The organism is Paracoccus albus (assembly GCF_027913035.1).
Classification (GTDB): domain Bacteria; phylum Pseudomonadota; class Alphaproteobacteria; order Rhodobacterales; family Rhodobacteraceae; genus Paracoccus; species Paracoccus albus.
In genome coordinates, this window is the sequence record NZ_CP115775.1 from 1,875,424 (window position 1) to 1,890,732 (window position 15,309).

The following is a 15,309-nucleotide window of genomic DNA, read 5'->3' on the forward strand; positions in this document are numbered from 1 at the left end:
ATCATCCCCCCAATGGAGTGTCCGTTTTGTCTTTATTCCCTGCTCGCTCTGCTTCGTGACTGCCACGCTCCCACGCGGTGATTTCTGCTGCCATCAACCCACGGCGACCCTCGACGACACGAAGGGAGACTGCTTCGCCGACGCTCAGATCCGACAGGCCAGAATGGCGCAGGACCTCCGAATGAAGAAACACATCTTCCGACTGCCCGAAAACGTTTGCAAAGCCGAAACCTTTGGCTTTGTCGAACCATTTTACACGCGCGGGCAGGAAAGGCAGTGCCGCCAGAACCTCTGGTGGGGTATCGGCCAGATCGCTGATCGGGGGGGTGCCATCACTTTCGGGTGGTTCAATCGAAAGAACCTTAACCGCTTGCAGGCCCCGCGCCGTGTGTTGAACCAGAACAGTTATGCGTGCACGATCTGCGACCGATCCTTGTCCGAAGTTCCGCAGTACATTGGTGTGCAGAAGGATATCCGGCCCATCTTCATCGCTGATAATGAAACCAAAACCACGTGTTGGATCAAACCATTTGATCGACCCGCTGACCTCGGTAACAACAGTTCCATCGGCTATCGTCATAATACCGCTTTACATTAACCCCTGGTCACAATCGGGGGCCACAGTTTCACAATTCCTTAAGGAATTGTCACACATGTCGCGCCTGTAGTCCCGATTAAAATACATAAGATGACGTAACGTAAAGGGCCTGCAAGGCCATACATTTCAATAATATAAGAACATAGATCAATCACGGCGCGAGTCGTGCGACGCTCCAGCCACCGGGCAAAAGCGAATCCCCTTTAGCTGTCTCCGCAGATAGCTTCCACTGAAAACGATCGTGCAGGCGGAACTGACCGTCCGCCCAGAATTCGATCTGAACAGGCTTTATCCTGAAACCACCCCAGAAAGGTGGCCTGGCAGGTTTGGGGCCGTGACGCAGGCCTTCCTTCGCGACTGCCCGCATCAGAGCGGAGCGTGATTCGAGTGGGCGGCTTTGCTGCGATGCCCATGCGCCGATACGACTTTGCAAGGCACGGCTGTCGTAATAGTCATCGGCTTTCCGTCCCTCTTCACGCTTCACCGAGCCACGCACCCGTATCTGGCGGCGAAGCGATTTCCAATGCATTACGAAGGCGGCCTTCCCGGAAGCCTCTATCTGCAGTCCCTTCGCACTTTCATAGTTTGTGTAGAACACAAAAGCGCCCTGCCCGGCCCCTTCGCTTTCGATTTCCTTCAGCAGAACCATCCGCACATCCGGCAGCCCGTCGCCGTCAACCGTGGCCAGGGCCACCGCGTTTGCATCATTGGGTTCCACCTCCTCTGCTTCGGCCAGCCAGCGGCGGGCAATGATGAACGGATCATCGCCGACGAAGATGCTGTTTTGTCTGCTCATGCTTGATGCTCCCGGGCCTTTCGCCTAATCCTGCCAAAAAGGTAAGACGGAGAGGGGCATGTCAAGCAGCGAACGCAAGGGCCTGATGGCTGGACGTCGTGGGCTCATTATGGGGCTGGCGAATGACAAGTCCATTGCTTGGGGCATCGCCAAGGCTCTGGCCGACGAAGGCGCAGAGATCGCGTTGTCCTATCAGGGCGAGGCATTGAAGAAGCGGGCAGAACCGCTGGCGCAGCAGCTGGGTTCCACGCTGCTGTTTGATTGCGACGTATCGGAAGAAGAAAGCGTCGCGCAGATGTTTGCCGATATCGGCAAGGCCTGGGGCAAGATCGACTTTCTGGTCCACGCCATCGGCTATTCTGACAAGGACCAGCTTCGCGGTCGATACGTTGATACGACGCTGCCGAACTTCCTGAAAACAATGGATATTTCGGTGTATTCCTTTACCATGGCCGCACGGCACGCGGCTGCGCTGATGACTGATGGCGGCAGCATGGTGACGCTGACCTATTACGGTGCCGAACGCGTTATGCCGCATTACAATGTGATGGGCGTCGCCAAAGCGGCGCTTGAGGCATCCGTCCGCTATCTGGCCGAGGATCTGGGCAAGGATGCGATCCGCGTAAACGCCATCAGCGCCGGACCGATCCGGACTTTGGCGGCCTCTGGCATCGGTGACTTCCGCTATATTCTGAAATGGAATGAGCTGAACTCTCCGCTGCGCCGCAACGTGACGCAGGATGAGGTCGGCAAATCGGCGCTGTATCTGCTGTCGGACCTTGGCAGCGGCGTAACAGGCGAAACCCATCATGTCGATGCAGGCTATCATCTGGTCGGCATGAAGGCCGTGGACGCACCGGACATTGACGCTGTGACCGGGCGCAAGGACGGCTGATCTGGGCGGGCTGGAACCCTATGTCGCGCTTGTCGGGCTGATCTCGGTCGCATTGCTGTCGCCCGGTCCTGCGATCGTGGCCGCGATTCAAACCTCCTTCTCGCGCGGGCGCGAAGTTGCCCTGCCCTTCGGGCTTGGCCTCGCGCTTGGCGCATCACTGTGGTGCCTGTTCGCACTTGGCGGTCTGTCGCTTCTTTTCAGAACATATCCGGCGCTTTACCACGCAGTTAAGATATTAGGCGGTGTCTATATCCTGTGGTTTGCCTGGGGCATGTGGCGCGGCGCGGCAGCCCCCCTGCCCGAAGCGGCAGAGAAAAAATTCGGCCGCGGCTTCATCGGCGGCGTCCTGCTGAACCTGTCCAACCCGAAGCCCGCATTGTTCTATGCCGCGCTGATCCTGCGGCTGTTTCCAGGACCATTAAGCCTGATCGACAATGCCTCTATCTACGTCGTTGCCCTTTCGACAGAGCTTTTCTGGTATGCAACTGTCACAATTGCCATGTCGACAGCACCCATGCGCCGGCGCTATTTCGGGGCGAAGTTCTGGATCGACCGAACCGCAGCACTTGCCCTGTTTGCACTGGGATTGCTGCTGATCTTTAAAAGCTGAGAGAGAAAATGACCGACTCGCTTCTGCCACATGAAAAAGGCTTCCACGTCAGCTGGGACCAACTTCACCGCGACGCCCGCGCACTTGCCTGGCGCCTTGACGGCACACCCTGGCGTGCCATTGTCGCCGTCACACGCGGCGGCATGGTCCCCGCGATGATCGTCGCGCGCGAATTGGACATCCGCACGATCGACACGATTTCGATCAAATCCTATCGCGGCGTCGGCGCAGAGGCAGGGCAAAATGAGTTGCAGGTGCTGAAGCAGCCCGACCCTGAACTGATGGGCGATGGCAATGGGATCCTTGTGGTCGACGATCTGGTCGATTCGGGACGAACGCTGGAACTGATCCGCGAAATGTATCCCAACGCGCATTTCGCGACGGTCTATGCGAAGCCGAAGGGTAAACCGATGGTTCAGTCCTATATCACCGAGGTCAGTCAGGACACCTGGATTTTCTTCCCCTGGGATATGGCACTGCAATATGTTCGCCCTTATCGCGGCGACGACTAATCATTGAAAAGCAAAAGCTTTCAAAACCATCTGCTGCCGGATGCGCGGGTTCCCGCCGCCGGCAGAATTTTTTTGCGGAACCAGAAGGACTGACTGCGGATTGGTCAACCGATGCGGGTGCTGAACCCGGCACCAGCGAAATGACCAAGGAGAAGCTACATGCGTAAGATCCTTCTGACAACCGCCCTCGTTCTTCCGCTTTCCGGTTTTGCCTATGCGCAAGATGCCGAAACGACCGAGACGATGCCTGAAAACGCCGCAGAGACGGCAGCAGATTCCACCGCAGAAGCGGCGGATGCCACGGCAGATGCCGCTGCCGATGCTGCTGAAGGCGCCGCCGAAACCGCTGACGATGCAGCCGATGCTGCGGGCGAGGCCGTTGATGACGCGACCGATGCTGCTGGCGATGCTGCGGACGCGACCGCAGATGCGGCCAGCGATGCCGCTGACGCAACCGCAGACGCGGCTGATGACACCGCAGATGCTGCCGCTGAAACGGCAGATGACGCTGCAGACGCTGCCGCCGAAACGGCAGATGCTGCAGAAGATAACGCTGACGCTGCCGAAGCAGAGGCCGACGCCGCTGCTGAAGAAGCCGACGCTGCTGCAGATAACGCTGATGCTGCCGCCGACGCTGCAGAGGACACAGCAGAATCGGCCGAGGAAACCGAAGCTGCCGCTATGGAAGCCGAGATGGCCAACAGCGACAAGGTTGCCCGTGAGCAGGCCGCGAATGAGCTGCGCATCGACTGGGTGACGGGTGCAAACGTTACCTCGCCGACCGATGAAAATATCGGTGAGGTTCGTGACGTTATCGTCGACGCTGAAAACGGCCAGATCATTGCCGCTATCATCGGTGTGGGCGGTTTCCTGGGTATCGGTGAAAAGCAGATCGCCGTTCCGTGGGATCAGCTGACCATCAACTATGACGCACAGGAAATCACCAGCGAGCTGACCCAGGAAGAAGCTGAAGCCGCCCCGGAATATGTGTTCCGCGAGCGTGAGGCAGCCCCTGCCCCTGCCCCGGCACCTGCTGCTGACCCGGCCGCCGCCCCGGCGGATCCGGCAGCCGCTCCCGCCGATCCGGCAGCCGCTCCGGCTTCGAACTGATCGCTTAGCGGTTAGGTTTGAAAAGGAAAGGGCGACCTTCGGGTCGCCCTTTTCCATTGCGCTGTTTCCTGTTCAGAAGTCAGCCATTGCCGCGCACGAAACGCGACGCTTCCTCTGCCGCGCGTTGCAGGGCACGGGACTTGTTCACCGTTTCCTGAAACTCAGCTTCTGGATCGCTGTCATAAACGACACCCCCACCCGCCTGAATATAAAGCTGGCCGTTCTTGATGACGCCGGTGCGCAGCGCGATACACATATCCATCTCGCCATTGGCCGAAAAATATCCGACCGCGCCGCCATAGACGCCGCGCTTTTCCGGCTCCAGCTCGTCTATGATTTCCATAGCGCGAACCTTGGGCGCGCCTGAAACGGTGCCAGCGGGCAGCCCGGCCAGCAAGGCCGACAGTGCATCCTCGCCCTCACGCAACTCCCCCACCACGTTCGAGACGATATGCATGACGTGGCTGTAGCGCTCGATGACGAATTTCTCTGTCGGGCGCACGGTGCCGATTTTTGCGACGCGGCCCACATCGTTGCGCCCCAGATCGAGCAGCATGAGATGTTCGGCCAGTTCCTTCTGATCCGCCAGCAGGTCCTGTTCAAGGGCGCGATCCTCTGCTTCATTCGCGCTGCGCGGGCGGGTTCCGGCGATAGGGCGGATCGTCACCTCTCCATCGCGAAGCCGGACGAGGATCTCCGGGCTTGCGCCGACAATCTGGAATGAACCTTCTTTGGGCTCCAGATTAAGGAAGAACATGAAAGGAGACGGATTGGTGCGCCGCAAGCTGCGATAAAGCGAGAAAGGCGGTAGGGGAAAATCCAGGGCCCAACGCTGCGCAGGAACAACCTGAAAGATATCCCCCGCGCGGATATAGTCCTTCGCTTTTTCGACTGCCGCCAAATAATCCGCATGAGTGAAATTCGATGCCGGTGCACCGATCTGCTGACTGCCGCCCATTTCGCGCGGCTCATGCGGCAGACGGTCAAGGCTGCGCAGCGCTTCCGTCAGCCGTTCGGCCGCCTGCGCATATGCAGCACGGGCTGGAATCGCCGGATCGTGCCAAACCGGGGCGCAGAGCGTAACTTCTCCTTTCACGCCATCCAGAACAGCGACGACCGAGGGACGGGTCAGGACCGCGTCGGGAACCCCGATCGGGTCGGGATTGACGTTTGGCAGGTGCTCTACCAGCCGTATCATGTCATAGCCGAGGTAACCGAACAGCCCTGCGGCAGCGGCGGGTATACCTTCGGGCATCTCGATCCGGCTTTCGGCGATCAGCGCGCGCAGGCTGTCCAGTGCGGGCTGATCCTCATCCTTGAACTCGTCGGCATATCGCGCCTCGCGATTGATCCGCGCCCGCCCCGAACGGCATTCCCAGATAAGGTCGGGCTTCATCCCGATAATCGAATATCGCCCCCGGACCTCTCCGCCAGTGACGCTTTCCAGCATAAAGCTGTTTGGCGCCGCCTCTGCCAGTTTCAGCATCAGCGAAACAGGCGTGTCGAGATCGGCAGCAAGCCGCAGCGTCAGAAGCTGGTTTTGTCCGGCCTTCCAACCGGGACCGAAACCTTCAAAATCAGGTGTGATCTGCATCGTCACATCTGCGATTCAACGGCTGCAATTGCCGATTGATTGAGGGTGATACCGCTTTGTTCCTGAACCGCACGGGCGTAATACTCGAACATATCGGCAGCCAGAGAGGCATCAAGCCGCTGGCTGAGTGTCGACTTGACCTCTGCCGCGATATCGCTGTCAAGCGCTGCCGCCTCGATCCGGTCAACGCGGACAAGGGCAACACGCTCGCCGTCATCAATGACCTCCGTCTCGCCTTCCTCAAGGTTGAAGGCCTGTTCGATCATCGCCGGTGGGGCATCTTCCAGCCAGCCGTCGCGCAGCAACCCGGTCTCTGTTCGCCACTCAACCTGAGCCGAGCTCGCATTGTCGGCGATTTCGGTGTCCTCTGTCGCCGCTGTCGGCGCCGCCGCATCAGGGCTTTCTGTTGCACCGTCAGCAGGTGTCGCCTGCTCGCTTGGCGCGACCTGAGGCATGGTTTCGGAAACGGCTTGCAGCTTCAGTTCCTCACCAAGGGCGACCAACTGACGGCGTGCCTCTGCGGTCGACCAGTCTGTCGCAACATCGTCGCGGACCTCGGCGAAAGGGATCAGCGTCGGCGGCACGACCTCATCCAGACGCAGGGCGAAGATGCCGCCATCATCCAGTTCGAAAAGTTCGGGATAATCGCTTTCGGTAACTGCCGCCGCCTGCTCACGGAACGCGGTATAGCCGCCGATTTCACCCGGGACCGGTTCGTTCTGGGTGGTCCAGTCGATCTGGCCGAGTTCCAGATCAGTTTCATCGGCAACCTGTTCAAGCGATGCGCCACCGGCAAGCAGATCTTCAATCTCCGGCGCGCGGTCGGCGATCAGGCGACGCGCGCGATCAGCTGCGGCTTCAGCACGCAGATCCGGCAGCGCCTGTTCAAAGGTGACATTGATCGGATCGAGAATAGCATTCACGGAAAACAGCGCCGGACCCAGATCGCTTTGCACAGGTCCAAGGACACCGTTATCGGCGGCAGCAAAGACAGCCTCACCGGCAGAGCCGAGACCAGCCTGCGTCATCTCACCCAGTTCTGTATCCGCAAGCGTCAGCCCACGCTCTTGCGCAAGATCTTCGAAGCTGGCTTCGCCTGAATCGATGCGGGCCTTGGCGGTCTCTGCCGCCTCTGTGCTTTCGAAAACCAGCCTGCCGACCAATCGGCGCTCTGGCTGGATATACTCAGCGGATTTTGAATCGTACAGCTCGCGCAGCGCGGTTTCATCCAGTTCGACCGTCTCTGCCAGCATCTCGGGCGTCAGCCAGACATAGCTGATCTTGCGGACTTCCGGTGCGGTGAATCGGTCAGCATTGGCCTGATGCCAGGATTCCAGCGTGGCATCGTCAGGAACCGCAACGGGTTCTGGCAGATCCTCTGCCGTCAGCTCCTGCCAGGATATATCGCGCCGTTCCAGCATCCATCCCGCGCCCAGATCGACCTGTGCATCAGGGGCCGACACGCCGGAAACGACACCCTGCTGAAGGATCTGCGCGGAAATATCGGAACGCACATCGCTTTCATAACTCTCTTCCGACAGGCCCTGACGGCGCAACGTCTCGGTATATGCGGCGCGGTTGAAACCGCCCGGTCCCTGGAATGCGCGTTCCTGCGTAATCGTCTCGGCAACGCGCGCGTCACCGACAGAGACGCCGATCTTGCGTGCTTCCTCCTCCAACGCGGCGCGGGTGAAAAGCTGCGCCTGAACCGCCTGCGTCAGACCTATTGCACGCGCCTGCTCGATGTTCATCTGCTGGCCAGTCTGCTGCGAGAACTGCATCATCTGCCTTTGCAGCACGCGCCCGTAGGTCTGGGCATCCACTTCTGTCTCACCGACAGAGCCGACTTCCGTCGCCCCTCCCGAGAAATTGGTCACACCGAAGCCGCCAAGGCCAAGCAGAAGCAATGCCATCAAAATCCAGACAATGGTGGATTTGCCCTTGGTGCGCAGGCTGCTCATAATTGATCTTCCTTCGTCATCTTCGGCAGGTTTGTAGGATGCGCGCCGCGCCGCTTCAAGTGCGTAGGCGTTCAGGGTTGCCAGTCAGCCAGCCGCTGCGCCATCGCGCGGATACCGGCTGAATCGGCATTGGCATATGCGACGCGCAGGTGTTGTTTCCCGCGCCCCTCGGGCATGAACATCGTGCCGGGCAACATCAGGATGCCTGCCTCTGGCACCAGTCGCTGCGCCAGTTCATTCGAGGGGATCCGGAAAGGGTGTTCAACCCACGCAAAATAAGCGCCGGCCGAGACAATGTCCCAGCCACCGGTCTGCGCCATCGCATCCTGCATGGCCGCGCGGCGGGACAGGATTTCCGCACGCTCTCCAGCCAGCCAGTCCGACAGATTGCGCAGGCCCCATTCGGCACCGATCTGGCCGATCTGACTGGTCGAGATCGCAACCGTATCAAGGAACTTCTCCAGCTCTGCCATGCGGGCGGCACCCGTCAGAACCGCACCGACGCGGTGGCCGGTCAATCGAAACGCTTTGGAAAAGCTGTATAGCTGGATCAGGACATCCTCTGCTCCGTCTCGGCCCAGAAGATCATGCGGCGCACCGTCACGGCTGTCGAAATCGCGATAGGTTTCATCGACGATCAGGGCAATGCCACGCGCTTTGGCCAGGTCAAAGAACGCGGCCAGCGTTTCCGCCGGGTATTCGGCCCCCGTCGGGTTGTTCGGGCTGATTAGCACGATGGCGCGCGTCCGGTCCGAGATCAGCGCCGCCGCGTCATCCGCACGCGGCACCATATCCGGCCCGCAGGTCAGCGGCACAGCGGCGATCCCCTGCATGTCCAGCCACATCTTGTGATTGAAATACCACGGCACCGGCAGGATGATCTCATCCCCCGCCGCAGCGATGGTCGAAATCGTTGCGCAGAAGGCCTGATTGCAACCTTGCGTGATGGCGATCCGTTCTGGGCCAACAGACGCGCCGTAGAAGCGTGACCAGCTTTGCGCCAGAGTATCCCGAAGATCGGTATTGCCCAGCACCGGCCCGTAAAGATGGGCATCCGCGCGGTTCAGCGCAGCATCGGCCATGACACGACGCAATTCCTCTGGCGGTGGGTCGACGGGCGCGGCCTGACTGACATTGATCAACGGCCGCTCAGCAGGAAAGCTGACGCCCTGCAACCAGCGACGCGCTTCCATCACGGGCGGCGCGAAGGCAGCGGCGATATTCGGGTTTACCGGGGTTGGATGGGTCATAGCGGGCTCATCATTGGCAAGACGGGGATGTCCAAGTCAGGCGAGGGGCGGTTGGCGGCAGGCTGATCGGATGCGGGCTCTGGATCGGCTTCATCAGACGGCGCATCTGCCGCACCTTCGTTTGCGCCCGATGCCGGTTCGCTCACCTCGTCATCCTGTTCATCACCGGCAGCCGGTGGCGGCGGCGGGACTGATTCCCGCGTCGGGTCGGGCGTTTCCAGCGAAGGGGGTTGCGCACGGTCGTTTTGGACGTCACCTGCCTCTGTATTGCTGACAGGTGGCATCCCGTCCTGGTCCGGCAGAGGACCGGTGGTTTCCTCTGCCCCAGTCTGGGTCTCCGGCCGATCTGCGGCGGTTTCGGCACCTGTCGCCGGATCGGGCGAATTTTCATCTGCAGGCGCATTCGGCCGCGCGACTGCACCCGTTTCGGGCAAGGCGTCTTGCCCCGGCAGCGCTGTCTGCTCTTCCTCTTCCGGCGCGGTGGGCGCGGCGCGCGATGCGGCGGTCAGGCTGGCATCCTGATCCGGCGGGTCGATGCGGGCGGGTCTGCGGACAGTTTGCGGCTGCGACACTTCCGCAGCGGGGGCGTTTATCTCCGTTTGCGATTCGTCTGCTGCGCGCGGGGTTTCGGTCTCGTCCAGGGTATCGGGTCGACCGGCCGGGCCGGTCGTCGGCTGCGGGCGTGTTTCCGCCGCGGGTTCGGCGACCTCTGACACAGAGCCGCCGGGCGCGGGCGCATTGGCGGATGCCGGGACGGTTGGCGGCAAATCCTCTGCGGCCCGGGCGAATTCGGAACCAGTGGGCGGTGCCATCTCCGTGGCCGGAGCGGCATCAGTGGTGTTCTGGGTCAGTCCGGCGCTGTCCTGCGCCGGTGCACCTGCATTGGTGTCAACCTGCCCGGCGGCCTCTGGCGGCTTCACGGTTTCAGGCGTCGGACCGGTGGGCGACGTCTCGGCAGAAGGCGACGGCGTCACCACTTCAGCAGGCATCAACGCTGCTTCGTCAGCATCAGATACAGGCGCTTCGCCCAACGGAAATGCCAGCGAAAGCCCTGCCAAAGCCGCTGCACCGATCAGCGTGCCATGCAGAAATCCGCGCCCGATTCCGTCCGTTCTTGCCATTCGCGCCCCAATTTGTCGCATCGGGCGGCTTGCCCCGCCCGGTCATTTCGCACATCTATAAGACGTGATCCCGCCGGGTTCACCCCTAATCGCTACGGACTGACATGATCCTGCTTATCGACAACTATGACAGCTTCACCTGGAACCTTGTCCATTATCTTGGCGAGGAAGGCGCAAATGTCGAGGTCAGGCGCAACGACAGTATCACGGTGGATCAGGCGCTTGCGATGAATCCTCAGGGCATCGTCATCTCGCCCGGCCCCTGCGATCCTGCGCGCGCCGGGATCTGCCTGTCGCTGATAAAGGCGGTGGCGGATCGTGGCGACATTCCGCTTTTCGGCGTGTGTCTGGGCCATCAGGCGATTGGTGAGGCTTTTGGCGGCCGCATCACGCGTGCGGAACGGATCATGCATGGCAAGATTGATGAGATCATCCATGACCAAGCCGGTGTATTTGCTGACCTGCCCACCCCGCTGAAGGCAACGCGCTATCACTCACTAACGATCGCGCCAGAAAGCCTGCCCAACAACCTTCGCGTGACGGCGCGCGCACCTGACGGCACCATCATGGGCGTTATCCATGACAGCCTGCCGGTCGAGGGCGTGCAGTTTCACCCCGAATCCATCGCCTCGGAACATGGACATGCCATGATCCGCAACTTCCTGAAACGCTGCCGATCCCCGGAAACTGCATGACTGTCGATATCCGCCCGCTGATCGGGCTTGCCGCCGAACGACCGCTGACACAGGACGAAGCCGATGGCGCCTTCGCCGCCCTGTTCGAGGGCGCAGCCACCCCTGCGCAAATGGGTGGTCTGCTTATGGCAATGCGCGTGCGAGGTGAGACCGTCGACGAAATGGCCGCCGCCACACGCGCCATGCGCGCCAGAATGCACAAGATCAAATCGCCGAAGGGCGCGATTGATATCGTCGGCACGGGCGGGGACGGACGTAAGACGCTGAACATCTCGACCGCAGCCGCTATCGTCGCGGCGGGTGCGGGGGTGCCGGTCGCAAAGCATGGCAACAAAGCACTTTCTTCCCGGTCCGGTTCCGCCGACGCGCTGACCGAATTGGGTATCAATATCATGGCCACGCCTGAGCAATCGCAGGCAGCACTGGATCAGGCAGGCATCTGCTTCATGATGGCCCCGGTGCACCATCCGGCCATGCGCCACGTCGGCGCGGCACGGGCCGAGCTTGGCACGCGTACGATTTTCAACCTGCTTGGCCCGATGACCAACCCTGCCGGGGTAACCCGACAGTTGACCGGCACATTCGACGCGGCGTGGTGCCGCCCGATGGCTGAAACGCTGCGAGAGCTTGGCTCTCAGCATGCATGGCTGATCCACGGATCGGATGGCACCGACGAATTGGCAATTTCGGGCGATAGCTTCGTTGTCGAGCTTAAAGACGGTGACATCCGGGAAATCACCGTGACACCAGAGGATGCAGGCCTGCCTCGTCACGATTTTGATGAGATCATCGGCGGAGATGCCGCACATAACGCAGCCGCTGCACGGGCCATCCTGAAGGGTGAGCGGAATGGTTACCGCGATGCCGTCCTGCTGAATGCGGGCGCGGCGCTGTTGGTGGCCGGTGTCGCGGCCGATTTGCGTGAAGGCGCAGTGATGGCCGCTGAAAGCATCGATTCAGGCGCCGCGGCCGAAAAGCTCGCCGCACTTGGCAAAGCCGTTCCGCTGTGAAGCCGCCGGCCAACTGGGCGCACCTGCACTTTTTCGACAGCGAATGGCCCGTGATACGTGACCGGCTTCTCGGCCTGGAGTTTCTGCCGGGACCGCAAGCGATATTCCGTGCGCTTGAAATGACCCCTCCCAGTCAGGTGCGTGTCGTCATTCTCGGCCAGGACCCCTATCCGACGCCGGGACATGCCGACGGGCTGGCCTTTTCAGTCACCAAGGGAACGCCCCTTCCCCGCTCTCTGAACAATATCTTCAAAGAAATGCGAGCCGATATCGGGGAAGCGCCGGATGAAGGTGATCTCAGCCATTGGGCACGGCAGGGTGTCTTGATGCTGAACACGTCGCTTTCTGTCCTGCCGGGCGCGGCGGGTGCACATGCAAAGTGGGGTTGGGCGAGGCTGGCCAGCGAAGCGGTCTCAGAGGCACAAAAACACGGGCCGCTTGCCTATATCCTTTGGGGCAACCACGCACAAAAAGCACTGGCGGGCTTGCCCCGACCAGAGGATTTGCTGATCGAGACCGCCCATCCGTCGCCGCTGTCGGCCCGTCGCGGCTTCTTCGGTTCGCGCCCATTTTCGCGCGTGAACGACTGGCTGCGAGATCAGGGCAGGACGCCCATAGATTGGACCGGACAGTCGGGCTGAGCCCTTCTTCTGCGCATTCGAAACGGTTCCGGCAGGGCTTCCCTCGGCCACGGCTGCGCATTACTGTCTGCGCATGGATATCCTCGACAAGATAAAAAGCTACAAACTCGACGAAATCGCCTCTGCCAAGGCTTCCCGCCCGTTTTCGCAGGTTGAAGCTGCGGCACGCGCCGCCACGGCTCCGCGAGGCTTTGCCGATGCGCTTTCCGCGAAAGCCGCAGATGGCTACGCGTTGATTGCCGAGATCAAAAAGGCCAGCCCATCCAAAGGGCTGATCCGCGCCGATTTCGACCCGCCTGCACTGGCCCGCGCCTATCAGGCCGGTGGTGCCGCATGTTTGTCGGTTCTGACGGATTCGCCCAGTTTTCAGGGCGCGCCGGAATTCCTGACCGAAGCCCGCGATGCGGTCGGCCTGCCGGTTTTGCGCAAAGATTTCCTTTACGATCCATATCAGGTCACCGAGGCGCGCGGCTGGGGCGCCGATGCGATCCTGATCATCATGGCTTCTGTCGATGATACCCTTGCGGCGGAATTGGAAGACGCCGCGCGGCACTGGCGAATGGATGCACTGATCGAGGTACATGACCGCCAAGAGCTGGAACGCGCGCTCAAGCTGAAATCACCGCTGATCGGGGTCAACAACCGCAACCTCAAGACATTTGATCTTGATCTGGGCACAACCGAAGACCTCGCCCCGCATGTCCCGGATGACCGGCATCTGGTCTGCGAAAGCGGGCTGTTCGCCACCGCAGATCTTGACCGCATGGCAAGGGCCGGTGCGCGTCGTTTCCTGATCGGCGAAAGCCTGATGCGGCAAAGCGACGTAACAGCTGCGACGCAACAAATCCTGGGCCTGGCATGAGCCTGACGCATTTCGACAATGACGGGCAGGCACATATGGTCGATGTCTCGGCCAAGCCCGTCACCGCGCGCGAAGCCGTTGCCGAGGGCGTCGTTATCATGCGTCCGGAAACGCTTGCACTGGCGCAAGGCGGAGCCGCCAAGGGTGATGTGCTTGGCGTCGCGCGTCTGGCCGGGATCATGGCGGCGAAAAAGACGTCGGATCTTATCCCGCTGTGCCATCCTTTGCCGATCACGAAGGTCACGCTTGATTTGACCCCGGATAACGACCTGCCCGGCATCCGCGTCAGCGCAACTGTCCGAACCTCTGGCCAGACGGGTGTCGAGATGGAGGCGCTCACCGCCGTTTCGGTCGCGTGCCTGACAATCTACGACATGCTGAAGGCCGCTGAAAAATCCATGCGTGTAGAGGGCATCCGGTTGATGAAGAAAAGCGGCGGAAAATCAGGATATTATGAGGCGGAATGATCACGGTTGAGGAGGCCTTGTCACGCGTTCTTGCGCTTGCCGGTCCGGTGCAGGTCGAAGAAATCGCGCTGCAGGATGCTCTTGGCAGGGTGCTTGCAGCCCCGGTACAGTCAAGGATGACCCAGCCGCCATTCAATGCGTCTGCAATGGATGGATACGCTATCCGGCGTGTGGATCTTGGTAAAGATCTGCTGGTCGTTGGGGAGGCAGGCGCGGGTCAGCCGTGGACAGGGACAGCCAATCCCGAAACCGCAGTCAGGATCTTTACCGGCGCCCCTGTTCCTGATGGTTACGATCATGTGGTCATACAGGAACACGTCGAGCGACAAGGCGATACCATCAGAATATCGGGCGAAAACACGAACATAAATATGCGCGCCGAGGGATCTGATTTCAAAAAGAATTCGGAGTTTTTTCCACGTCATCCTCTGACGCCTCGCGACCTTGCTCTGCTTGCTGCGATGAATATCGGCAGGCTCAGCGTGGCGCGTAGACCCAAGGTTGCCATTATCGCCGGTGGAGATGAGTTGGTCCCGCCGGGGGCAGAGCCCGCAGCAGGACAGATCATCTGCTCGAACAATATCGCCGTCGCCGGAATTGCGCGGCTGGCTGGTGCCGATACTCAATGCCTGCCGATTGCCGCCGACAGCTTCGAAAGCCTGCGCGAGCGGTTCAATTCTGCTGCAGGTTCTGACCTCATCGTGACCATCGGCGGTGCCTCAGTCGGCGATCATGACCTGATCGGCCGGATCACCGAAGAGTTCGGCATGGACCGCGCTTTCTACAAGATCAGAATGCGACCGGGCAAACCACTGATCGCAGGGCGTATTGGCAATTCAGCGATGATTGGACTGCCCGGAAATCCGGTATCTTCAATAGTTTGCGCAGAATTATTTATGCGGCCGCTACTGCGTCAGATGCAGGGACTTGGATCAGAGGACCGCCTGCGCACTGGTCGTCTGGGCGTGGATATCGCGCCAGAGGGCGACCGTCAGCACTACCTTCGCGCGTCGCTTCGCCGCGAAGTTGAGGATGTTGTCGTCACGCCATCTGACGATCAGGATTCTGCCAGATTGGCTGTTCTGGCCAGGGCAGACGCACTACTGGTCAGGCCCGCCAACGATCCCGCAAGGCGGGCTGGCGAGAAAGTGGAATATATTGCGCTCGATTAACGATTTCTTCAGCCT

Annotated in this window: 16 protein-coding genes; 10 read left to right on the forward strand and 6 right to left on the reverse strand. The window is 60.6% G+C overall.

Annotated features, from left to right (window positions below):
- Nucleotide 1: 1 nt before the first annotated feature.
- Both PAF20_RS09355 and pdxH read right to left on the reverse strand, forming a co-directional pair.
- Nucleotides 2-580 carry a cold-shock protein gene (locus PAF20_RS09355; protein WP_271070403.1) on the reverse strand — a complete coding sequence of 193 codons (579 nt, stop codon included), beginning with the start codon at nucleotides 578-580 and terminating at the stop codon, nucleotides 2-4.
- Nucleotides 581-749: 169 nt separating this feature from the next.
- Nucleotides 750-1,394, reverse strand: a complete 645-nt coding sequence (pdxH, locus tag PAF20_RS09360; protein ID WP_271070404.1) for a pyridoxamine 5'-phosphate oxidase — start codon at nucleotides 1,392-1,394, stop codon at nucleotides 750-752.
- Between the two features lie 58 nt (nucleotides 1,395-1,452).
- Between pdxH and fabI the strand changes: the two genes are divergently transcribed.
- The 4 genes from fabI (at nucleotide 1,453) to PAF20_RS09380 (ending at nucleotide 4,521) form a co-directional block, all read left to right on the forward strand.
- Nucleotides 1,453-2,289 (forward strand): enoyl-ACP reductase FabI, encoded by an 837-nt coding sequence (gene fabI / locus PAF20_RS09365; protein WP_271070405.1) that lies wholly within the window; start codon nucleotides 1,453-1,455, stop codon nucleotides 2,287-2,289.
- A 52-nt stretch (nucleotides 2,290-2,341) separates the two neighbouring features.
- Complete coding sequence (locus PAF20_RS09370; protein ID WP_271070406.1) at nucleotides 2,342-2,899, forward strand: LysE family translocator; 558 nt, start codon at nucleotides 2,342-2,344, stop codon at nucleotides 2,897-2,899.
- A gap of 8 nt (nucleotides 2,900-2,907) precedes the next feature.
- Nucleotides 2,908-3,411, forward strand: a complete 504-nt coding sequence (gpt, locus tag PAF20_RS09375; protein ID WP_271070407.1) for a xanthine phosphoribosyltransferase — start codon at nucleotides 2,908-2,910, stop codon at nucleotides 3,409-3,411.
- A gap of 159 nt (nucleotides 3,412-3,570) precedes the next feature.
- Nucleotides 3,571-4,521 carry a PRC-barrel domain-containing protein gene (locus PAF20_RS09380; protein WP_271070408.1) on the forward strand — a complete coding sequence of 317 codons (951 nt, stop codon included), beginning with the start codon at nucleotides 3,571-3,573 and terminating at the stop codon, nucleotides 4,519-4,521.
- Between the two features lie 79 nt (nucleotides 4,522-4,600).
- On the opposite strand, the gene trpE is transcribed toward PAF20_RS09380, so the two are convergent.
- The 4 genes from trpE to PAF20_RS09400 all read right to left on the reverse strand — a co-directional run bounded on the left by trpE (nucleotide 4,601) and on the right by PAF20_RS09400 (nucleotide 10,447).
- Nucleotides 4,601-6,115 carry an anthranilate synthase component I gene (gene trpE / locus PAF20_RS09385; RefSeq protein ID WP_271070409.1) on the reverse strand — a complete coding sequence of 505 codons (1,515 nt, stop codon included), beginning with the start codon at nucleotides 6,113-6,115 and terminating at the stop codon, nucleotides 4,601-4,603.
- A gap of 2 nt (nucleotides 6,116-6,117) precedes the next feature.
- The gene (locus tag PAF20_RS09390; RefSeq protein WP_271070410.1) at nucleotides 6,118-8,076 is read right to left on the reverse strand and encodes a peptidylprolyl isomerase; all 1,959 of its coding nucleotides are present in this window, start codon (nucleotides 8,074-8,076) and stop codon (nucleotides 6,118-6,120) included.
- Nucleotides 8,077-8,147: 71 nt separating this feature from the next.
- The gene (locus PAF20_RS09395; protein WP_271070411.1) at nucleotides 8,148-9,326 is read right to left on the reverse strand and encodes an aminotransferase; all 1,179 of its coding nucleotides are present in this window, start codon (nucleotides 9,324-9,326) and stop codon (nucleotides 8,148-8,150) included.
- Nucleotides 9,323-10,447 carry a hypothetical protein gene (locus PAF20_RS09400; protein WP_271070412.1) on the reverse strand — a complete coding sequence of 375 codons (1,125 nt, stop codon included), beginning with the start codon at nucleotides 10,445-10,447 and terminating at the stop codon, nucleotides 9,323-9,325. The genes PAF20_RS09395 and PAF20_RS09400 overlap by 4 nt, the downstream gene beginning before the upstream one ends.
- A gap of 104 nt (nucleotides 10,448-10,551) precedes the next feature.
- On the opposite strand from PAF20_RS09400, the gene PAF20_RS09405 reads away from it, so the two are divergent.
- The 6 genes from PAF20_RS09405 to PAF20_RS09430 all read left to right on the forward strand — a co-directional run bounded on the left by PAF20_RS09405 (nucleotide 10,552) and on the right by PAF20_RS09430 (nucleotide 15,294).
- The gene (locus PAF20_RS09405) at nucleotides 10,552-11,142 is read left to right on the forward strand and encodes an anthranilate synthase component II (RefSeq protein ID WP_271070413.1); all 591 of its coding nucleotides are present in this window, start codon (nucleotides 10,552-10,554) and stop codon (nucleotides 11,140-11,142) included.
- Nucleotides 11,139-12,152, forward strand: a complete 1,014-nt coding sequence (trpD, locus tag PAF20_RS09410; protein WP_271070414.1) for an anthranilate phosphoribosyltransferase — start codon at nucleotides 11,139-11,141, stop codon at nucleotides 12,150-12,152. Before PAF20_RS09405 ends, trpD begins: the two co-directional genes overlap by 4 nt.
- Nucleotides 12,149-12,793, forward strand: coding sequence for a uracil-DNA glycosylase (locus PAF20_RS09415; RefSeq protein ID WP_434802911.1), 645 nt, complete (start codon nucleotides 12,149-12,151; stop codon nucleotides 12,791-12,793). Before trpD ends, PAF20_RS09415 begins: the two co-directional genes overlap by 4 nt.
- 73 nt (nucleotides 12,794-12,866) lie before the next feature.
- A complete protein-coding gene (gene trpC, locus PAF20_RS09420) occupies nucleotides 12,867-13,655 on the forward strand; it encodes an indole-3-glycerol phosphate synthase TrpC (RefSeq protein WP_271070415.1) in 789 nt (262 codons plus the stop codon).
- Nucleotides 13,652-14,122: a cyclic pyranopterin monophosphate synthase MoaC gene (gene moaC, locus PAF20_RS09425; protein ID WP_271070416.1), complete on the forward strand. Its 471-nt coding sequence runs from the start codon at nucleotides 13,652-13,654 to the stop codon at nucleotides 14,120-14,122. The genes trpC and moaC overlap by 4 nt, the downstream gene beginning before the upstream one ends.
- Entirely contained in the window at nucleotides 14,119-15,294 is a 1,176-nt protein-coding gene (locus PAF20_RS09430) for a molybdopterin molybdotransferase MoeA (RefSeq protein WP_271070417.1), read from the forward strand. Before moaC ends, PAF20_RS09430 begins: the two co-directional genes overlap by 4 nt.
- The last annotated feature ends 15 nt before the right edge of the window (nucleotides 15,295-15,309 follow it).